Source organism: Litorivivens sp., from assembly GCF_041624475.1.
Taxonomy (GTDB): domain Bacteria; phylum Pseudomonadota; class Gammaproteobacteria; order Pseudomonadales; family Spongiibacteraceae; genus Litorivivens.
In genome coordinates, this window is sequence record NZ_JBFJUX010000018.1 from 29778 (window position 1) to 49441 (window position 19664).

Annotated in this window: 16 protein-coding genes; 9 read left to right on the forward strand and 7 right to left on the reverse strand. The window is 56.7% G+C overall.

All coding sequences use genetic code 11. From position 1 onward, the window contains the following. The first annotated feature begins 27 nt into the window (after positions 1-27). Positions 28-2514: an ATP-dependent helicase HrpB gene (gene hrpB / locus ABY734_RS14885; protein ID WP_372780106.1), complete on the forward strand. Its 2487-nt coding sequence runs from the start codon at positions 28-30 to the stop codon at positions 2512-2514. Here the strand turns inward: hrpB and ABY734_RS14890 are convergent. The 5 genes from ABY734_RS14890 to ABY734_RS14910 all read right to left on the reverse strand — a co-directional run bounded on the left by ABY734_RS14890 (position 2511) and on the right by ABY734_RS14910 (position 10106). Then, positions 2511-3698 carry a phytanoyl-CoA dioxygenase family protein gene (locus ABY734_RS14890; RefSeq protein ID WP_372780107.1) on the reverse strand — a complete coding sequence of 396 codons (1188 nt, stop codon included), beginning with the start codon at positions 3696-3698 and terminating at the stop codon, positions 2511-2513. The two genes, hrpB and ABY734_RS14890, sit on opposite strands and share 4 nt — an antisense overlap. A gap of 57 nt (positions 3699-3755) precedes the next feature. Next, a complete protein-coding gene (locus ABY734_RS14895; RefSeq protein ID WP_372780108.1) occupies positions 3756-5243 on the reverse strand; it encodes an FAD-dependent oxidoreductase in 1488 nt (495 codons plus the stop codon). 212 nt (positions 5244-5455) lie between these two features. After that, positions 5456-7981: a TonB-dependent receptor gene (locus ABY734_RS14900; RefSeq protein WP_372780110.1), complete on the reverse strand. Its 2526-nt coding sequence runs from the start codon at positions 7979-7981 to the stop codon at positions 5456-5458. Between the two features lie 233 nt (positions 7982-8214). Continuing rightward, the gene (locus tag ABY734_RS14905; RefSeq protein ID WP_372780111.1) at positions 8215-9486 is read right to left on the reverse strand and encodes a glycosyltransferase family 2 protein; all 1272 of its coding nucleotides are present in this window, start codon (positions 9484-9486) and stop codon (positions 8215-8217) included. Next, positions 9486-10106, reverse strand: coding sequence for a tRNA-(ms[2]io[6]A)-hydroxylase (locus tag ABY734_RS14910; RefSeq protein ID WP_372780112.1), 621 nt, complete (start codon positions 10104-10106; stop codon positions 9486-9488). Before ABY734_RS14910 ends, ABY734_RS14905 begins: the two co-directional genes overlap by 1 nt. Before the next feature lie 100 nt (positions 10107-10206). On the opposite strand from ABY734_RS14910, the gene fabV reads away from it, so the two are divergent. Continuing rightward, a complete protein-coding gene (gene fabV / locus ABY734_RS14915; RefSeq protein ID WP_372780113.1) occupies positions 10207-11397 on the forward strand; it encodes an enoyl-ACP reductase FabV in 1191 nt (396 codons plus the stop codon). Next, a complete protein-coding gene (locus ABY734_RS14920; protein WP_372780114.1) occupies positions 11397-12236 on the forward strand; it encodes an MBL fold metallo-hydrolase in 840 nt (279 codons plus the stop codon). Before fabV ends, ABY734_RS14920 begins: the two co-directional genes overlap by 1 nt. Positions 12237-12328: 92 nt before the next feature. Here ABY734_RS14920 and speE read toward each other — a convergent pair whose 3' ends face one another. Further along, positions 12329-13186 (reverse strand): polyamine aminopropyltransferase, encoded by an 858-nt coding sequence (gene speE / locus ABY734_RS14925; protein WP_372780115.1) that lies wholly within the window; start codon positions 13184-13186, stop codon positions 12329-12331. After that, entirely contained in the window at positions 13179-13607 is a 429-nt protein-coding gene (gene speD / locus ABY734_RS14930; protein ID WP_372780123.1) for an adenosylmethionine decarboxylase, read from the reverse strand. The genes speE and speD overlap by 8 nt, the downstream gene beginning before the upstream one ends. A 205-nt stretch (positions 13608-13812) precedes the next feature. On the opposite strand from speD, the gene ABY734_RS14935 reads away from it, so the two are divergent. The 6 genes from ABY734_RS14935 (at position 13813) to ABY734_RS14960 (ending at position 19433) form a co-directional block, all read left to right on the forward strand. Continuing rightward, entirely contained in the window at positions 13813-14472 is a 660-nt protein-coding gene (locus ABY734_RS14935; protein ID WP_372780117.1) for a class I SAM-dependent methyltransferase, read from the forward strand. 32 nt (positions 14473-14504) lie between these two features. Next, positions 14505-15140, forward strand: a complete 636-nt coding sequence (gene msrA / locus ABY734_RS14940) for a peptide-methionine (S)-S-oxide reductase MsrA (RefSeq protein ID WP_372780118.1) — start codon at positions 14505-14507, stop codon at positions 15138-15140. 118 nt (positions 15141-15258) lie between these two features. Further along, complete coding sequence (locus ABY734_RS14945) at positions 15259-16068, forward strand: SDR family NAD(P)-dependent oxidoreductase (RefSeq protein ID WP_372780119.1); 810 nt, start codon at positions 15259-15261, stop codon at positions 16066-16068. A 305-nt stretch (positions 16069-16373) separates the two neighbouring features. Beyond that, positions 16374-16691 carry a hypothetical protein gene (locus ABY734_RS14950; protein ID WP_372780120.1) on the forward strand — a complete coding sequence of 106 codons (318 nt, stop codon included), beginning with the start codon at positions 16374-16376 and terminating at the stop codon, positions 16689-16691. Positions 16692-16719: 28 nt separating this feature from the next. After that, positions 16720-18708 carry a pilus assembly protein N-terminal domain-containing protein gene (locus ABY734_RS14955; protein ID WP_372780121.1) on the forward strand — a complete coding sequence of 663 codons (1989 nt, stop codon included), beginning with the start codon at positions 16720-16722 and terminating at the stop codon, positions 18706-18708. Continuing rightward, a complete protein-coding gene (locus ABY734_RS14960) occupies positions 18705-19433 on the forward strand; it encodes a tetratricopeptide repeat protein (protein WP_372780122.1) in 729 nt (242 codons plus the stop codon). The genes ABY734_RS14955 and ABY734_RS14960 overlap by 4 nt, the downstream gene beginning before the upstream one ends. Positions 19434-19664 lie beyond the last annotated feature (231 nt).

Genomic DNA, 19664 nt, shown 5'->3' on the forward strand with positions numbered 1-19664 from the left:
CGCCACATTTGGCGGCAAATTGCATTCATGTCACTTCCCATTTATCAGGTTTTGCCCGACATTCAGCGCGCTTTGCAAACGCGGACTGAGGCCATTGTGGTGGCTGAACCCGGTGCGGGCAAGACCACCGGCATACCGCTTGCCTTGCTGTCCTGCGAGTGGCTGGGAAGCAAGCGGATTCTGATGCTGGAACCGCGACGTATTGCCGCAAAGCTTGCAGCCCAGCGTATGGCCAGTGTGCTCGGTGAAGAACCGGGCGAAACCGTCGGTTACCGTATGCGTCTCGAAAGTCGGCTTTCACGGCGTACACGGATTGAAGTGGTGACCGAGGGCGTGCTGCTTCGCCTTTTGCAAAACGACCCCAGCCTTGAAGGTTACGGGCTGGTTATTTTTGACGAGTTTCACGAGCGCTCGGTCGATGCGGACCTGGGGCTGGCCTTGTGCCGCTACGCCCGGGAGCTGTTTCGTGAAGACGCGCCGCTGAAGATTCTGGTGATGTCGGCGACACTGGATAGCGACCGCGTATCGGAGTATCTGGGAGCGGCCCCGGTTATTCGCAGTCAGGGGCGCAGTTTTCCCGTGGAGGTGAATTACGCTGAGCGTCTGGAACGGCGTGATCTCATAGCGGGTCTGCATCGGCAGATCCTGCACTGTCTGGTGCAGAGTGATGGCAGCATATTGGTGTTTTTGCCGGGACAGGGAGAAATTCTGAGTCTGGAGAGAGCCTTGCGTGAGGCGGGAATTGACGGCGATGTTTTGATTGCGCCGCTCTACGGTGCCCTGTCTCTGGAGCAGCAACAGCAGGCGATACGCCCCCCCGCTGAGGGTAAACGCAAGGTCGTGCTGGCCACGGATATTGCTGAATCCAGTTTGACCATCGAAGGGATCAATACGGTTATCGACAGCGGCTGGTCGCGGCAACCGGAGTTTGACGCGCGTCTCGGCATGAGCCGTTTGTCGACCAAGCGTATCACTCGGGCCAGTGCTGAGCAGCGCGCGGGTCGTGCCGGGCGTCTCGGTCCGGGTATTGCCTGGCGGATGTGGAGTCAGGAGCAACACCGGGAATTACGCGCCTTTGACGAACCGGAAATTCTGAATACGGATTTGGCCCCGGTGGCGCTGCAGTTGCTTGCCTGGGGCGTAAGCCGTGAAGAGTTAGATTGGCTGGATGCACCCAATCCTGCGGCCTGGCAACAGGCGCTTTTATTGCTTCAGGAGATGGGCGCCTGTGACGACTCCGGCCTTATTACTGACCACGGTGAGGCAATGGCAGCTCTGCCCGCTCACCCCCGCCTTTCCCATATGCTGATCCGCGCGGCCGAGTTGGGCTTTCTGGAAACGGCCTCAGAGATCGCCGCGCTATTGTCGGAGCGCGACCCGGCTTCGTCCAGGGGGGCGGACATCAGTCGGAGGCTGCCGCTGGCGTCGCTGGGTAAAAACCACGGCATAAAACGCATGCTGCAGCAGGCCCAGCAGCTTCGCCAACAGCTGGCGCATCACGCTGTCGCTGCGACGACTCTCTCAAACCAGGAGTGTATTGGAGCCTGTATTGCACTGGCCTATCCCGATCGCATTGCCCTGCAACATTCGACGGGCGGAACCGCTTACCAGTTGGCCAACGGTCGCGGTGCGGTATTGGCTGAGGAGGAAGGGCTGCGACGTGAGCGTTGGCTGGCAGTCGCGCATCTGGGAGGAGCAGCCGGGCATTCGAATGATCGGATATTTCTGGCGGCGCCGTTGGACCCGCTTCTGTTTGGCGGTGTTCTGCCAGCACCGCACGCAGTGGATGTGCTTGAATGGCAGGCTAATGGCCAATTATTGCTGGAGCGGCAACAGCGTGTTGGTAAATTGATCGTCGAGCGGCAAGCGGCGGCCAAGGCGGACGACAACACGATAAAGCGCGCCGTGCTTCAATGGCTGGAAGAACAGGGGCTCGACAAATTGCCCTGGTCAGCTGGTCTGCGTGCCTGGCAGCAGCGGGTGCTTTGTTTGCGCGCGCTGGATTTGCAGTCGGCAACTCAGAGTGACTGGCCCGATGTTTCCGACACTTGGCTCCAGCGGCATCTGGAACAGTGGTTGCTGCCCTTTTTGCCGGCGATTACTCACTTACGGCATTTGCAGTCGATTGATCTCGGGGCTGCGCTGAAAAGTTTGCTGGAGTGGCCCCTGCCGCGACTCTTGGATGAACAGGCACCTACGCATTTGACGGTGCCGACGGGCTCGCGCATCGCCATCGACTATTCCCAGTCACCACCGGTGCTGGCGGTCAAGTTGCAGGAAATGTTTGGTCAGCGGGAAACTCCTCGTGTGGCGCAGGGCCGGCTGCCGCTGACCCTGCACCTCTTGTCACCGGCGGGCAGACCGCTGCAAGTCACCCAGAATCTCGCCAGCTTCTGGGTCAACAGTTATGACGAAGTCAAAAAAGACATGAAAGGCCGCTATCCTAAACACCCCTGGCCAGACGATCCTCTGACCGCGACGCCGTCACGGGGGACCAAAAAGCAGGGGTTTTAGTCGTCGCCGTCCACCAGCGATTTCATATTGGGCACCTGACCGTCTTCACGCTCGTTGAACAGGATATCGTTGTAGTGGCGATCGCCCCGGTGGTGCTGATAGGCGGGCTGGTAGGTCAGCAGAATGCTCTGGCGGTAGTGCTCGCATAATCCCGTGGGCTCCGGTGCAGCGTGCATCACATCGCCATAATGCAGGGTCACGGAGCCGGCGCGAGCATCGGCGCGAACCCCGCGGGGCGCCTTGCTGTCGCCGGCATCCAGGAAGCCGAAGCTGGCCTTGTGTGAAGCCGGTAAAAAGCGCAGCGCACCGGCTTCTTCAGTCGCGTCATAAAGATAAATACTGATAATTACCGTCGGGCACATGACGGCGTGGCCACCCATGCCGCAGTCGCGGTGCCAGGGCAGGTCCGACAGCCCTTCGCTCATATCCGGGTTTTTAAAGATGACCGTGACGCCGTCTTGCTCGCGTGGGTTGGCGCCTTTCAGTTCGGCTGGCATCAAGGCCGCCAGTTGGCGAATGCGCGGGTCGTCGTAGAGGCCTGCCAGTTCATCGATTTCACCGCCATTCAGGGTGCGGCAGAGTACCGATTCGCCTTTACGGTTTTTGCCCCACCAGGACTGCTTATCGTTTTCCCGGGCGCTCGCTTTAAGCTGTTGGGCGTAGCTGCGAAAGCGCTGCAATTCATCGCCCGCAAAAACATCGTGCACCACCAGATAGCCGAGGGTGTTAAGCACCCTGCGCATGGCTTCAGGGGAATCTTTCAGGGTGTAGGTGGCAGTGGGATCAAGGGCGGTGCCGGTATCGTCTTTCAGGTCGGGTGCATTGGGGTCGTAGACAGGTATGGCCCGGTAGATGGCTCGCAGGGCGGGTTCCCAGGCCAGCAGTTTATTCAGTTCGCCGGCGGCGCATTGCAGGCGGTTGCCGTACACCAGTGGCGGGACTGCTTCCATATCCTGAGTGAGTCCCAGCCAGTCTTCCGGGTCGATCAGAATACCGTCGTTGGCGGCAACCGATGCGATAGCCAGCTGCTTGCCGTCGTAGCTAAAGCGGTAGGCGCAGTTATTTGCACAGCGCAGGGTGAGAGGCGGTAACGGGGACTGGGCGGCGAGCAGCGACAGTCGCTCGTCGGTGCTTGAGCTCAGGTCCTGATGGAGTAACTGCAACTGCTGAATGGCATCGGTCATTGCTGTGCTCCTGTGAAGTGCCCACCCTCCCAACGTGGAGGGCGGGCGGAGGGGGCTTTAACGCGAGGCAGCTGTTTTGCCCGCCATGCGACCGAAAAAGGTCGCGTCGCCCACCGACATGCCGCTGGCGTAGCCAGCCGCTGTTCTGGGAATGCCGGCGGTGGTTCTGCCCGCTGCATACAGCCCCGGTATTACATTGCGTTCGGGGGTAAGGACTTCACCGGTGGGCAGTGTATCCAGCCCGCCCAGAGTAAAGAAGGGGTAGAAGGTGCCGCGACCCAGCGTGCAGTCCAGAGCGACATAAGGCGGCTCAATCGGGCGCAGCCAGGCATCGCTTTTGTGGAACAGGGGATCTTCACCTTTCTCCGCGTGGCGATTGTAAACCTCAAGTGTGTTGCTCAATGTGCCTTGTGGCAGCTCCAGCTCTTGCTCCAGTTCTTCGGCTGTGTCACCGGTGCCGGCAACCTGAGCACCCAGGTAGCTCATTTTCTCGTAGTCGCCATAGCCTTCCACGTCGGTGACCAGATAGATGCGCTTGGAATGGTTGTGCTGCTGCACCATGGCATTAAAGCCGACCCGACCGTGATAGCAGTCTTCATTGATAAAGCGCTGGCCTTTGTCGTTCACAAAGATGCCGTAGGTCAGCGACTGCGGCGGATAGAAGGGCACGGTGGTGAAGCACTCGTGCATGTTCACGGTGCCGGCGCCAACGCCTTGTCCCATCAGGATGCCTGAACCGGTGTCGCCGGGGTTGCCGATGGGTTCCAGATTCTTGTCAAAAAAGGGCGCGTACTTGCGCACCATCTCTTCGTTCATGCAGAAACCGCCGGCGCAGAGAATCACGCCTTTGCGGGTGCGCACGGCAACTTCCTGCTGGTTGATGCGCACCAGAATGCCGACCACGGCGCCGCTGTCGTCAGTGATCAATGTGAGGGCGCGGGTTTCGTAGTTCACGCTGATGTTGCTGCGCTTTTCCACCTGCTCGGTGAGAATCTTCATTAACAGCGGGCCGCCGTTGTCGCCTTCGATTTCAAGGTTGTGACCACGGGGCACGGGATAGGCAGCCTCGGTAAAGGGGTAGGCTTTCTCATTGCCGGTAAACAGCAGGCAGTCATCGGTGAGGGCCATGATGGCGCGTTCTTTCAGTTCCGAATCCTTGAAGGGAACGCCTTTCTCTACCAGCCAGTTGAAATGCTCCAGACTGTTGTCGACGTAGGTGTCGATCTTGGCGTCGTCGGCATTGCTGCCGAAGGCGGCCTTGAGAAAGTTTTTCATGTTCTCGCTGGTATCGTCGTAACCACAGGCTTTCTGTACCCGGGTGCCGCCGTTGCCGCCCATGTAGATTTCAGCGCTGGAAAGAGCAGTTGAGCCGCCGCTGGCACTGGCCAGCTCGAAAATCTGAACCTCACTGCCGGCGTCGGCGGCCTCCAGCGCGGCGCAGGCACCGGCGCCACCAAAACCTATAACGGCGACGTCGGTTTCAATACCCCATTCGCTGATATCGGCGGCGCGTTTGGGTATGGAGGGGCTGGTCTTGTCACTCATCGCTGGGGGCTCCGTTGAGAATCGTTAGTATTTAAGGCACTGGTATTATTATAGGTAACATGGGCTTCAGGGCTATAGCTTTTCAGGTCAGTCAGCTCGTCCATTTCAGGTATGTTCAACATGTTGGACCGACGGCTGAAAGCTAAGCGGTCACTTTACAGGCGGGCACAAAAAAGGGCCGCCGAAGCAGCCCTTGTCAGAGTCGTACCCAATCAGTACTCGTAGATGAAATCCAGACCGTAGGTGCGGGGCTCGCCCCAGATAACGGCGCGGTCAATTTGCGGCGTGTTGTCGATGGCAGTGACGTGGTATTCCTCGTCAAAGGCATTTTTAACCCAGCCTGCAACTTGGAAGATACCGCCCCACAGAGGCATGCCGGTAGCGCTCAAGCGCATGTTGGTCAGGCGGTAGTCGTCGAGGAAGGTGCCGCGCGACTTGTCGCCGTCTTTAGCCACGTTGAAGGAACGCGAGCCACCGTTACGCTCGTCCATAAAATTATGGCTGATGTTAAAGTTCAGACGTCCCCACTCACCTTCGGTGATAGTCCAGTCCACCGCCAGGGTGTAGGAATGCTGAGGGGCTGAGAAGAACACAAAGCTGTCGGAGATATCTTCACCGGTGGCTGCAGAAGTCGCTTTGGTGACTTCGGTATCCAGATAGGCGTAGTTAAACAGCATCAGGATGTCGCGGGTCGCCAGGAAGGTGATGTCCATTTCCATACCCTGCATTTCTGCTTCACCGGCGTTGCTTACCTTGGTGTCGGCAACGGTACCGGTCAGGATCTGGTTCAGCTGAATGTCGGTGTATTCGCTGTAGAACACGTTACCGTTCAGACGCAGGCGGCGATCCATCAGTTCGCTCTTGATACCCACTTCATAGGACTGCACTTTCTCGGAGTCAAAACCTTCCTTGAAGCCGAAACCGTAGTCAGTGCCATCAGAAGCCGGGCCCTGGTTGCCGTCGCGCTGCGGGTCACGCGTGTTGTAACCACCGGATTTGTAAGCTTCAACAGACTTGGCGTAGACATTGATATCGTCGGTTACGTCAAATTCGACGGTAAAGGTGAACGAGTCGTCGGAAAAATCTTTGTCACCCTCGACGTTTACAAACTCACGGTCTGCGGAGTTTGGAAGCCCAAGGCTGGGGCCGAACAGGGTGGCAAGGATCGGGTTGCTGGCTTCAGCTGCGCCACCGGGAATCAGGGGATTTTCGATATAGATAAAATCCTGCTGGTTTTTCAGGGCGTAGCGGCTGTCTTCCGAGTGGCGATAGCCGAAGGTCAGGTGCAGTCGATCTTCAAGAATAGCCGGTGTCCAGGTGAACTGACCAAACAGGGCGCTGGACTCGTTCTCGATATCGTACTTCTGGCTGAGCAGGTTGACGATGCGAGTTTGACCGCTGGGATCAGAATCAATCGGCGCGCTCAGCTGGTGGTGCAGGGGCGAGTTATCTTCCTGCGCGTTTTCTTCGAAGTAGTAGGCACCGACGATGTACTCAACACGGCCATCGGCAAAGTCACCGGTGAACTGCAGTTCGTGAGAGGTTTGATCCTGGTTGATTTTGGGAACAACCAGAGGCGTACAGCCGCCAACCGCAACCTGGGCTGCCGGTCCGCAATACACATTGGAATCCAGACGGAAGTCCGGGTCGCCGTCACCGGTCAGGTCGGCGTAGGCTTCGTCGTCCAGTGTGCGGTAGGCTGCGATGTACTTCATCTGCCAGGTGTCGAAGTCCATGGAGAAGGTTAGAGAGTGGCCTTCAACTTCGGTAGTAGAGTCTTGCATAGGCGAGCTGCTGGCCAGTTCGTCTTCGCGCTTATCGCTGTAGCTGGTGCGAGAAGAAGTCGACTGTTTGATCTGCTCGGTCTGGCCCTTGTTACAGGAGTTTAGATCGCCGCCACAGGGAGGGGTGACCGGTTGGTAAATGGTGTTTACCGTGGTCATGTCCGAGAAGTCGTAGGCGTAGTCGATGGTCATCCAGTCGGTGGCGTCCCAGCGCAGGTCAAAGCGGTAGCCCTGCACGTCACGGCTGCCGAAGAAATCTTCGCTGTCGCCCGGAACAAAACCGGGGCTGCTTGGATCATGGATCGGGCCGGTATTTTCCAGCCAGCCTTCCTGGCTGGTGGTCAGGAAGGCAACCTTGGCAGCCAGCGTGTCGGTAATGGGCAGGTTGGCCGATGTTTTTGAGGTGAACAGATCGCGGTTGCCCACAACAAACTTCTGCTTGAATTCGAAGGCGTCAACAGAAGGGCGTTTGGTGATCAGGTTAACGGCACCACCGGTGGTGTTTCGACCGTACAGAGTACCCTGCGGGCCGCGCAGAATTTCCATACGCTCAAGTTCGGCCACGTCGAGGGCGGTACCGGTTGCACGGGCGACGTAGACGCCGTCAACGTAAATGCCGACCGGTGGATCCTGAGTAACCTGAGAGTCGGAAATACCGATGCCGCGGATAAAGATACGCAGGGTGGTGTTGTTGATCGGGAAGGGCTCGATGGTCAGGCTGGGAACCTTGGAGCCGATATCGGCCAGGCTGTTGATGCCATCTGTTTCGAGTCGCTCAGCACCGAAGGCGGTCAAGGAAATGGGGGTATCCTGCAGTGACTCGGCTTTTTTCTGAGCGGTTACAATGACCTCTTCCAAGGCGATAGGTGCGGCTTGCGCATTTCCTTGAGCGGCTGCAATAGACGATGCTAAAGCGCTGCCAAGAAACGCAACACCCAGTGCGTATCTTTTCATAGTTGATCCCTTCCAGCTGGTCGGTATTACCGAAACAAAACTTCTTACTATTGTTTGGCGCTGCGTTGCCTTGTTTTTGCTGCGGAACTTGGCAATCTAAAGGCGCCGTTGGCATTGATGTTGGTCTAATTACCAGTCGCGAATACTACCACAGGCTTTGTAAAAAAATAGGACAGATTGAGCCGTGGATTTGGCCCCTATTGTCAATTAGATTTGTCAGTATTGCGCGATTTTTAAAGGCTGTGCCGTTGGTTATTGGCGAGCTGCCTTTGCAGCGCGATAGCTGCATTTTCGGGGTGGCGAAGATCGATGCCTGAATCTGTGATCCAGTCTGCATTTTCAAGGGCCTCAAAGAGCGGGGTGTCCGGCTGATACTCGCGGCAGGCGTGTACCCACTTCAAGGTTTTGAAGGCGTCAAACCAGGTCATCAGGTGGCGCTCGCATTGCTCGGCACTGCGGCTATTCCGTCGTGCTTTGTCTACGGCTTGGTCGCAATGGAATCGCTGCCAAAGGCTGTATAGCTGGTCTGGGTCGGCGCAGCTCTGCCGCGCTATGTCGGTCATAGCAAATGATCTGCCGAAAGCACTCAGCCGCAGAGCTTTAAGTACCGCGCGCAACAAGCGAAAACTATCGGGGTGGTAGCTTGTTACATCGCCGGCAGATTGCAGGCTGGCGTAGCGCTGTAATGCCGGGCCTGTGCCAAAGGGGACGCGTTGCGACAATCGACCACTGGGTCTAACGAGTGGCTTCGAGGCGTGAATAACACCGCCGAGTTTCGCCAGCTTGTTCAGCAGGTAAAAGTCTTCGCCTCCGGCGCGTTTCGGAAAACCGTGCGCCTGAGCATAGGCGCGACTGTTGAGGGCAATGCAGCTGCCCACGGTTGGCCAGGCATAGGGCGACTGGGCGTAACGGAGCCCGGCCACGTAGTGCAGCATATGCAGTTCGTAGCAGCGAACTGCCCATTCCGGCGCATCGCCTGGGATGTGGCTGAAGGGAAAAACACAGGCGCCGGCCTGCTCCGGCAGCTTCTGCAATGCCTCGCCGTAATTTTCCGGCAGATGAGTGTCCGCATCAGTGGTGCCAAGCCAGGGGTTCGTCACCTGCTTTGAGGCAATCAGCTGGCAGGCGATATCGCAGCCGATTTTGCGGGCCAGCCCAACGCCCTGTTTGGATGGCAGAGGGGCGCCCGCTGCGCAGCGATCGACCAGAAGGATGTCGGGGTGTGAAGCGTTTTCCGGACGTTGGTGAAGGCTGAGGTGTTTATTCCGCCAGCGCGGTGGCTCGAGGTGATCAAGGATTTCGTTTAGCCAGTCCGTCGCCGGGTCAGTCTCCGGGCGGTTGGCAATAACAATATAGAGGCAGTCACCTGCGGGTAGTGCCTGCAGAAAGCCGGGCGTTTCATTGTAGGCGGGAATCACGACCGCGTAATGCCAGCACCCTTCCAGAGACTGTGTCAGGCCAGCTTCGACTTCGGCGTAGCGGGTGAGGTACCTGTTCAGTGGCATCAATGCAGTGCCGCACGCAGCGGCTGGCGGGCGGCTATTTCCGCTTCAATATCCAGCCATTCCCCAAGGCGTGCGTCGACCGTACCCGCTGCAAAATAGCGGCAGGCCAGATCGGTAAACAGGGTGCGATGGCGCTCTTCGGAGCGGCTGATGGAGGTGTAAAACCGCTTGATGGCATCGTCGCTGGCGGAATCGGCAATCAGCCCGAAGCGTTCCGCGCCGCGCGCTTCAATGACGCCGCCGAGCAGCAGCCGGTCGAGGAAGTAGGCTTCGCTGCCCTTGCGCAGATGCTTGCGCAGCTCATTGATGTAGGGGTCGCGCTCGTCGGCGGCGGTGAGCCCGCCGCGCGCATGAATCAGTTTGACCACCTCCCGGTAGTGACTCATTTCCTCTACCGCAAGATCAGCCATCGCCTCCACCAGCTCGGGTTTGTCCGGATAGTGGGAGGCCATTGAGATCGCCATGCCTGCGGCCTTTTTTTCGGCGGCGGCGTGATCCAGCAGAAAGTGATCAAAATCGGCCAGTACGGTTGCTGTCCAGTCGGCGGGGGTGGTGAAGCGCAGGGTAATCACAGGGAAAGTGTCATTCTCGGCGGATAAATTGAGGGTGAGCCCGGACATTCTGCTAGCTGTGAATGTTGACGTCGAACATTAGTCCGGGCGGATTCAGGCTGCTAGAATGCGGCCTGTCAAAAGGCCTATTGTAAAAGGAATAAGCTGCATGGTCATCAAACCCCGCGTCCGCGGTTTTATGTGTGTCACCAGCCACCCGCTTGGCTGTGAGGCGAACGTTAAAGAGCAGATCGACTACGTCAAAGCCCAGGGCCCCATCGAGAATGGCCCCAAAAGGGTGCTGGTCATTGGTGCCTCCACTGGTTATGGCCTGGCATCCCGCATTACCGCCGCCTTTGGTTGCGGCGCCTCCACCTTGGGTATTTTCTTTGAGAAAGAGGGTAGTGACCGCAAGCCGGGTACGGCGGGCTGGTACAACTCGGCGGCCTTTCACAAATTTGCCGAGGCAGAAGGTCTGTATGCCAAAAGCATTAACGGCGATGCCTTTTCCGATGCTCTGAAAGAAAAAACCATCGAGCAGATTAAAGCCGATCTTGGTCAGGTCGATCTGGTGGTCTACAGCCTAGCTGCGCCGCGCCGTGAACATCCCAAAACCGGCGAAGTGCATTGGTCTACCCTCAAGCCCATTGGCAAGGCCGTTACCCAGCGCGGCGTGAATACCGACAAGGAGCTGGTTGAAGAGGTTACGCTGGAAGCAGCCAATCAGGAAGAGATCGACAACACCGTGGCGGTGATGGGTGGCGAAGACTGGCAAATGTGGATCGACGCGCTGGATCAGGCAGGTGTACTGGCCGAGGGCGCCAAAACCACCGCTTACACCTATCTGGGCGAGAAGATCACCTGGGATATTTACTGGCACGGCACCATCGGGCAGGCCAAGCAGGATCTGGACAAGCGGGTGCTGGATATTCGCAAAAAGCTGGCGGCCAAAGGTGGCGATGCGCGGGTGTCGGTATTGAAGGCCGTGGTCACCCAGGCCAGTTCAGCCATTCCGATTATGCCCCTTTATCTGGCCCTGCTGTTCAAGCAGATGAAGGCCGACGGCAGTCACGAAGGCTGTATTGAGCAGATTGACGGGCTGTTCCGCGACAACCTCTACAACGATTCACCGCGACTGGATAAAGAGGGCCGCCTGCGTCAGGACCACCTGGAGCTGCGGCCGGAAATTCAGGATGCGGTGGCCGCTGAATGGGCCAAGGTCACCAGTGACAACCTGCGTGAGGTGACAGACTTTGCCGGCTACAAGCACGAGTTCATGCGCCTGTTCGGCTTTGAAGTGGACGGTGTGGACTACGAAGCCGACGTCGACCCGAACGTGCCCATCAAAAACGTCGTTTGATGGACGACTTTACCCACGGCAAGGCCGTTGAGTTGGCCCCCGGTGTGCGCCGGGTGGTCGCACCCAACCCCGGAGTGATGACCGGGCCGGGAACCAACAGCTACCTGCTGGGCACAAAAAACGTCACCGTGCTCGACCCCGGCCCCGCCGATGCTGAGCACGCCGCGGCGATTCTGCGTGCGGTCGAGGCCGGCGGCGGCAAGCTGGTACAGATTGTCACCACCCACACCCACCCGGATCACTCACCCTGCGCCGCCCTGTTGCAGGAGAAAACCGGCGCGGCCGTCATCGGCGCGGTGATCGCTCAGGACGGTTTTCAGGATGAGAGCTTTTCCCCCGATCGCGAGCCGGCTCATGATGAGATTATCGACGCGGATGGCGCTGCGCTGCGGGCGATCTATTCGCCGGGTCATGTTGGCAATCACTTCTGCTACCTGCACGAACAGAGCGGTCTGCTGTTTACCGGCGATCATGTGATGCAGGGTTCTACCGTGGTGATCATACCGCCGGCCGGCGATATGAAAGATTACATCGATTCGCTGCGACGTATGCTGGACTACCCGCTGAAATATATCGCACCGGGCCATGGGGGATTGATTGCTGAGCCGGCCCAAGAGTTGGATTATCTGATCAAGCACCGCCTGAAGCGTGAAGCTAAAGTGGCTGACAAACTGGCGGCATTTGAACAGGTCTCGCTGGAAGAGCTGGTGGTGCCGGTATACGACGACGTCGATCCGTCGCTGCATCCGGTGGCGCAGTTGTCGCTGCTGGCGCATTTGCTGAAACTTGAGAAAGAGGGACGGGTGGAGCGCAATGGCGAGAATTGGTCGCTGATTTAAGTTCTCCCTCACCCCGACCCTCTCCCAGAGGGAGAGGGGGCGCACTTAATATCCCCTCTCCCTCTGGGAGAGGGTTAGGGTGAGGGCAGGCTTTAGCCTAAAGCCTCAACCACATACTGCGGCAGCGCAAAACTGCCCGCATGAATCACCGGATTGTAAAACCGCGTCTTGATCCCGCTCTCGCTATACCGGGCTGCCAGTGTTTCCAGTGGCACATTGCGCGCCGCAGGATTATCACTGCCCCAGGCAAAGGTCATGATGCCGCCCACATAGGTTGGTACCGCAGCGGTAAAGAAGTGGGTGTCGGCGAGGTAAGGTGACAGGCGCTTTTTCGTAGTGCTCACTTCGTCCTGCTGCATAAAACACACCCCGTTCTGAGCCGCAAAAATGCCGCCGGGTTTGAGGCAGCGTTTTACGCCTTCATAAAAGGGGCTGGTAAACAGGACTTCGCCAGGACCGATTGGATCGGTGCTGTCTGACAGGATCACGTCGAACTGCCGGTCGCAGTGCTTCACGTAGTTGATGCCGTCGTCGATCACGATATTGGCGCGGGGATTGTCGTAGGCACCGGCCGAGTGGTTCGGCAGGTACTCTACACACATATCGATAACCGCCTGATCAATTTCGACCTGGGTAACGTGGTCCACGCCCTCGTGCTTGAGTACTTCACGCAAGAGGCCGCCGTCGCCGCCGCCAATAATCAGTACATCCCTGGCTTCGCCGTGGGCAAACAGCGGAACGTGCGCCAGCATCTCGTGGTAGATGAACTCGTCGCGCTCGGTGGTCTGGATAATGCCATCCAAGGCCATTACGCGACCAAAGCTTACCGACTCAAAAATAATGAGATGCTGGTGGTCTGTTTTGTTCTCGAAGAGAACGTTCTTGATGCCAAAGGTCTGTGCCCAGCCATCGTGCAGTTTCTCCTGAAACTGCAGGTGCTGTTCAGACATCCTCCATCCTCCCGCGCAGGTTTTCGCTGACTTCAATGCGCTTCGGATGGAAGGCGCGTTGCAGTACAGGGATCGCCAGTTCGGGACGGGCATCGCCACACATGAATACGTCAAACGCAGCGTAGTCGCGTTCGGGCCAGGTGTGCACACTGATGTGTGACTCTGCCAGAACCGCTACACCGGAGACGCCGCCGTTGGGCGTAAAGTGGTGCATATGAATATGCAGCAGCGTAGCGCCACACACTTTCACGGCTTCTAGAAAGGCTTTTTCCATTCTGGGGATGTCATCGAGATGGGAGGCTCCCCAGAGATCGATGATCAGATGTGTACCGGCGTATGCTACACCGTCACGGACGATGAAATGATCTTGGTTTTCATCGGAGGAGGTGTATACGTTAACAGCTGATGAGCCGGCTTCCATTGTCGGCATAAGGTCCAATTTCTTCATTTAGCATAAGTCCCCCAGTGAGGTGGAAAGAGGGCGCCATTTATACCGGTTTTGTCAGAAATAGCAACAATATTAGAAAGTTTTTTGGTAGTGTGGGATCTCGGTCTTCGGGCCGGCTTTTCGGCATGATTTTTGATTGTTTTACAAGAAGTTGGTTGTGGATTGGGAGTCGAGAGCGATGTCGAACAAAAGCTATGGTCTGACGGATGCGGAGCACCGCTATCTGCTGGAAACTACGGTCAGGGAGCACTCACTGCTCAATGAGCTGCGGCAGGAAACCATGGCCATGCCCATGGCCCGGATGCAGATCGCCCCCGAGCAGGCCCAGTTTATGCAGCTGCTGATTAATATGCTGGGTGCCAGCCACACCATTGAGATTGGCGTGTTTACCGGTTACAGCACCCTTGCCACCGCGCTGGCGCTGCCGCCGGAGGGGCGAATCATCGCCTGCGATACCAGTAAGGAATACACCGATGTTGCCCGACGCTACTGGGAGCAGGCGGGGGTGGACTACAAGATCGACCTGCGGCTGGGGCCTGCGGCCGAGACACTCGCGGCGATGATCGCCTCGGGCGAGCGCGAGTACTATGACTTTGCCTTTATCGATGCGGACAAGGAAAACTACGCCCAGTACTACGAACAGTGCTTGACCCTGCTCCGCCCCGGTGGCCTGATCGCCATAGACAATGCGCTTTGGGATGGCCGGGTTGCCGAGCCTAGTGAGGATGAAGAAACTCAGGCCATCCAGAAGGTCAACGCGCTGGTGGGGGCGGACGACCGGGTAGAGTGCAGTCTGGTGCCGATTGGTGACGGGCTGCTGTTGGCCAGAAAATTGTAGGTATATAAGAAGCACGACAGAAGGAGTGCACGATGGGTTTGTTTGGCAAGTCGAGTGAATTACCCTCGCCGGAAAGGGCTCTGCCCGGACGCAGCGAGGCGATGCCCGTTCCGGAGCGGCATTATGTGCTGGACGCTCCTTTGAAAGGGCCTTATGCGGTGCATCTGGAAACCGCCATGTTTGGTTTGGGCTGCTTCTGGGGTGCCGAGCGCAAGTTCTGGCAACTGGAGGGGGTCTACACAACGGCAGTGGGCTATGCGGCGGGCCTTACCCCAAACCCCACCTATCAGGAGGTCTGCACCGGCATGACCGGCCACAATGAGGTGGTGCTGGTGGTGTTTGATCCCTCGATCATCAGTTATGAAACCCTGCTCCAAACCTTCTGGGAAAGTCACAACCCGACCCAGGGCATGCGTCAGGGCAACGACGTCGGTACGCAGTACCGGTCGGGCATCTATAGCTACTCCGATGCGCAGCAGGCGCAGGCGGAAGATTCCAAAGTGGCCTACGAGCGGGCTTTGCAGGAAAAAGGCCTGCCCCCGATCACCACCGAAATTATCGCGGCGCCCGATTTCTATTTTGCCGAGGATTATCACCAGCAGTACCTAGCCAAGAATCCGGGGGGGTATTGTGGCTTGGGGGGGACGGGAGTTTCTTATCCAGCATAGTGTTGTTGGCTAGTGCTGGGGGTGTGCCTGCATAGTTATACGCTCGCAGAGGGATTTTGGTCGGCCGGCAGGGTATAGACTCCGGGGTGGTACCGCGATTGATGGGTGGACATATTTGATGGCGCGCTTATCAAGTAGTTATTTTGAGGGTGTTGCTCTGGTGACCGGAGCGTCATCAGGTATAGGGCGTGCTTTTGCTGTAACTCTGGCCGCAGCAGGAATGGATTTGATATTGGTAGCTCGCCGGGCTGAAGCGCTCGAGGGATTGGCGGCAGAGCTACTACATACTTATGGAGCGATGGTAGAGGTCGTTGTGCTGGATCTGGCCGACACTCAGGCGGTCGATGAATTTGCGCGGTCGTTGAAGGGACGAGGCGTGTCTTTGCTGGTAAACAATGCGGGCTTTGGTTTCAAGGGGCGTTTTGAAGAGGCCAGTGCACTGGACAATACAGGCATGGTTAACACCAATTGTATCGCGTCGCTTTTACTGACATACCATTGTCTGCCCGATATGAAGGCTGCGGGGCGCGGCGGTGTCATCTTTACCGGTTCGGTGGAAGGCGAGTCACCTTTCCCCTGGTCAGCTACCTACGCAGCCAGTAAGGCCTTTGTCCATTCGCTGGGTATTGCACTGCACGATGAATGTCGCGGCAGCGGTGTTGATGTACTGGTGATCGCTCCGGGCCCCACGGATACAGAGGCGCCGCGGAAGCAGGGTTTTCGCAATGAAGACCTCTCTGGTTTGATGACGCCTGAGCGGGTGGTCACAGAAGCGCTAGCCCAGCTTGGCAAGCGCAATTACTGGACGCCAGGCTGGCAGAACAGACTGATGACGCGATTTCTTAAAGCTTTACCCAGAACACTTGCGGCGAAAGTCGCAGGTGCAGGGCTTCGGGCGGCACTAATCAAAAGTCAGCGCGCCACTTAACTCCCTCCTTATAACAGCCTGTCTAACCACTGCCCACTTCGGGCTCATGGCAATCAGCCACTTTGATTGCAGTGTCCCGCTGCCCGCAGGGGCGTCTAGCTACGCGAGATCCTCGTAAAACGGTTTGCATATTGCAAATCACAATGCCTTTAGGCTGTTTCCAAATATTCCCTGCCTCGCAAGTAACTAACTGAATAACATATATTTTTCTTTATATTTCAAGGTTGGTCTGGTTCCTGCTGTAGTCAGTCCGACGCCAAATGTTTTGGCATCAACGAACTGAAGCAGAAATCCGAGGAGTGATCATGAGAACTATCGTAGCGCTGAGCATCGTTTGTCTGACCGCCTGTAGCGAATTGGCAACGGTGCACTACGTCAATGCCCTTGATCCTGCCTATGGTGCCCCCGCAACCGGTTATCGAGATACCGATGGCGATGGTGTGATGGACTTCGGAGATCTCTGCCCTCGTACACAACCTGGTCGATCAGTGACTGTTTACGGTTGTGAACCCAGCGTTGCCAGCCAAGTCCGGGACGACTTGAACTGCTACGCAGAACAGAACAGTGCAATGCCTCTGGCGTCCAGCACTGTCATCAAGCCTGCTGCATCGGCTACGCCGTGATAAAGCAAGGCATACGGAGAGCACAGCCATGAAATGGTTTATGTACATAATTGCACTTTGGATACTTTCTGTTGGTGCAGCACCTGCGCTAGGTAACGACACTAAAGGACTTCGCCTCGTAGAGACCGCTGATGGTAAACAGTCAGCGAAAACGAGAGAGCTGGTGCAGTGGACCCATACCCGCTTGGTGTTCCGCAAAAGTCTAACGCGAGTCGCGGTGGGACAGGATACGACCATTCAGGTCGAGATTTTGGACTCAAATGAGGTGCTGGCGCTGGCCAAAAATGTCGGTCGCACAAGCATTATGGTTTGGTACGAAGATGGAACAACAGAAAACTTCCTCTTTACTGTCATTGAAGATCTGAGCGTCTTGCGCAAAGCCCTGAACGATATTCACCGCAATATTCGAATCGAGCTCGCGCCCGATCGCGCTGCTTTGGTTCTGCGAGGCAAGGTACCTACGATTAACTTCCGCATTGCGGCGGAAACTGCAGCTAGAAATTACCTAGACGTGGCAAGTGGCGGCGGTAGCAAGGATGTGGTGATGCAGGCTCCTACCATGAACTCGGTTTTGAAGGATACCGCCTTTCGCGTCAAATCAGCATTGGATCAAGCCTCAGCGCCAACACGCCGAAACGCCAAGCGAGCTACGATTATTAACCTGATACAGGTCGAGACGCTGCCCGAAACGGTGGCTGAAAAGCTGGAAAAGGCTATTCAAAGTGTTGGCGGCGAACAGGTGACAATTCAGCGGATTCAGGGAGGTGACGTTATGGACGATCAGAGCGACACCCTGCTCCTCTCAGGTGAAGTTGAAAGCCAGGTTGAGCTTATCAGGGTTCTGAATATTGCCGCACGTATGTTTGTTGGCAGCAATGCCCAGCTTGGCGACGGGGGTAACATCGAAGTTATCGCGAATGAAGCGGGAGGCCTGATCGGTTCGAGCGGCCGCTCAGTGAATTCCGGCGCGCTGGGCAGCCTGGGTGGTATCTCGTCTGGGGCCAGCAGCGGTTTAGGGAATAATATCAAGACCAATATCGGCCGCTCGAAAATGCTGTCCGTCGCCGGTGGCCGAATTCTTTCAACCATTGAAGTGCGCGACTTGCCCCAGGTGCGTGTTTCTGTGCAGATGCATGAAGTCAGCCGACGCCGGTTGAAGAGCTGGCGCCCTGATATGACGCTGGTAACCAATGGTTATGATAACTCCGCGACCTTTGGACTGAGCGGTCGCTCACAACAGGCAGGCAGCCAGTCTCAATTGGAGAATGCTTTGCAATTGCTGGGCGGTAGCCTTCTGAACAACTTGCAAATTGGCGGTGGCGATGCCGCGCTGGATCTGTTGTTCGCCTTGCTTGAAGAGGAAGGCATTTCCCGTACCGTCTCGCGACCAACACTGACTGTTCTTGCAGGTGAATCTGCGGTGTTTCGTGCCGGTGGAGAAGTGCCCGTGCCGAAAGCATTCGCGCCCTCAGGACTGTCCGGTGACGATAGTATCGGTGCAAATACATCAGGTGTATTCAGCGGCACCGAATTCAAGTCCTTTGGTGTTGAGCTTGAGGTACGGGCTATGGTGGGCGAAAACGACAGTATTACCCTGGATATGCGGCCAACCATTTCACTGCCCGATACGCAGTTGACCCAGGATATTGCGGGAAGTACGGGCAGCGCGCTTAACTCCGCAGCTTTTAATGTGCGCACCATAAAAACATCAGCCCGTCTGGAAGACGGACAGGCCTTGGTGATTGGTGGCTTGGTAAGCAGGGATTTGTCTCAAAACAATAGTCATACTCCCGGCCTTAGCAGCATCCCGCTGATCGGTAATATGGCGAAATCAACCAGTGATGCCGATAGCGACCGTGAACTCATTATCATCGTCACCCCAACCATTATTCGTAAACCGCGCCACGAAATGGCGTTGTGGCAATTCCCGCACAGCTCTGAGCTCTTGGATTGGGCTGTCTCCACCCCGACACGTGAATACCCGGTTAAAACTGGTGTACAAGGAGCGATCCAATGAAAAACTTAACAATGAAAAGATTTACCTTTGTATTCCTGGCAATTTTTATGACTGGATGCGCGTCAATGACAGAACATCGTGCCAGTCAGGTCGATCCTGACAAGCGCCTGGATCAACTACTGGCGCTATACCAGGAGGTAAACACCCAGGGTGATTCCTGCCATGAAATTCAGCGAGCTTATAGTTCAATAGAAGATTGCATGCGGATACAGCGGGAAGTCGAACGCTTGCAGGTAGAATTCCCGACGCATGAACGCATTATGATGACGAACGCCGTAATGCAAACTCGGGCAGGGCGTACTGAACGGGCTCAATATCTGCTGGATCAGTTGCTGGCGCGACCAGGCGCTCATCCCGAAGCGGCTATTCTGCGCAGCCAGTTGGCGATGAATGATGGTAATACCGCGCGCGCAAAAGCATTGTTAAAGCAACAAATTCTGCTTCGTCCTGATTATGCTGAGTTGCGCGAAACGCTGGCTGCAGCTTATTACCTGGAGGGCAAATATGACGATGCACGGCGAACGCTCTCAATAGCTGGCCGGCTAGGCGCTTCCGGATGGCGTGTGGCCTATCACAGCGGTTTGTTGCGTGAGGCTCAAAAGGATTGGGCTGGGGCCTGCCAGGCTTATCTGAGCGCGGTGACGCAGAAACCTGATTTCCAGCAAGCGGTAGCCCGGCTTGCAGGACTGAATGAATATACGGCTTGTCAGACAATGGTTAACTGATTTTTCCTGACGCTTTTGATCTCCGTTTGGCCGTGTGGTGTAAGCCCACGGCCTTTTTTGTGCGTGTAAAAACAGCGGCGTCGATGCCGCTAGCCGAGCCTATCAAGCTCTTTCGCAAAGGCGCTATCACTCTGCTTTGCATATTGCGAATTAACTGTTGATTAGAGTCGTCCTACAGTGGGCTCTGGCTGAGGCTTCTCCGTTTTATGGTTCTATAAGACATTGTATTTA

What these genes read in the sequence shown, in the direction of transcription:
- hrpB (WP_372780106.1), top strand. Translation starts at nt 28, where the DNA reads ATGTCACTTCCCATTTATCAGGTTTTGCCCGACATTCAGCGCGCTTTG.
- ABY734_RS14890 (WP_372780107.1), bottom strand. Translation starts at nt 3,698, where the DNA reads ATGACCGATGCCATTCAGCAGTTGCAGTTACTCCATCAGGACCTGAGC.
- ABY734_RS14895 (WP_372780108.1), bottom strand. Translation starts at nt 5,243, where the DNA reads ATGAGTGACAAGACCAGCCCCTCCATACCCAAACGCGCCGCCGATATC.
- ABY734_RS14900 (WP_372780110.1), bottom strand. Translation starts at nt 7,981, where the DNA reads ATGAAAAGATACGCACTGGGTGTTGCGTTTCTTGGCAGCGCTTTAGCA.
- ABY734_RS14905 (WP_372780111.1), bottom strand. Translation starts at nt 9,486, where the DNA reads ATGCCACTGAACAGGTACCTCACCCGCTACGCCGAAGTCGAAGCTGGC.
- ABY734_RS14910 (WP_372780112.1), bottom strand. Translation starts at nt 10,106, where the DNA reads ATGTCCGGGCTCACCCTCAATTTATCCGCCGAGAATGACACTTTCCCT.
- fabV (WP_372780113.1), top strand. Translation starts at nt 10,207, where the DNA reads ATGGTCATCAAACCCCGCGTCCGCGGTTTTATGTGTGTCACCAGCCAC.
- ABY734_RS14920 (WP_372780114.1), top strand. Translation starts at nt 11,397, where the DNA reads ATGGACGACTTTACCCACGGCAAGGCCGTTGAGTTGGCCCCCGGTGTG.
- speE (WP_372780115.1), bottom strand. Translation starts at nt 13,186, where the DNA reads ATGTCTGAACAGCACCTGCAGTTTCAGGAGAAACTGCACGATGGCTGG.
- speD (WP_372780123.1), bottom strand. Translation starts at nt 13,607, where the DNA reads ATGGAAGCCGGCTCATCAGCTGTTAACGTATACACCTCCTCCGATGAA.
- ABY734_RS14935 (WP_372780117.1), top strand. Translation starts at nt 13,813, where the DNA reads ATGTCGAACAAAAGCTATGGTCTGACGGATGCGGAGCACCGCTATCTG.
- msrA (WP_372780118.1), top strand. Translation starts at nt 14,505, where the DNA reads ATGGGTTTGTTTGGCAAGTCGAGTGAATTACCCTCGCCGGAAAGGGCT.
- ABY734_RS14945 (WP_372780119.1), top strand. Translation starts at nt 15,259, where the DNA reads ATGGCGCGCTTATCAAGTAGTTATTTTGAGGGTGTTGCTCTGGTGACC.
- ABY734_RS14950 (WP_372780120.1), top strand. Translation starts at nt 16,374, where the DNA reads ATGAGAACTATCGTAGCGCTGAGCATCGTTTGTCTGACCGCCTGTAGC.
- ABY734_RS14955 (WP_372780121.1), top strand. Translation starts at nt 16,720, where the DNA reads ATGAAATGGTTTATGTACATAATTGCACTTTGGATACTTTCTGTTGGT.
- ABY734_RS14960 (WP_372780122.1), top strand. Translation starts at nt 18,705, where the DNA reads ATGAAAAACTTAACAATGAAAAGATTTACCTTTGTATTCCTGGCAATT.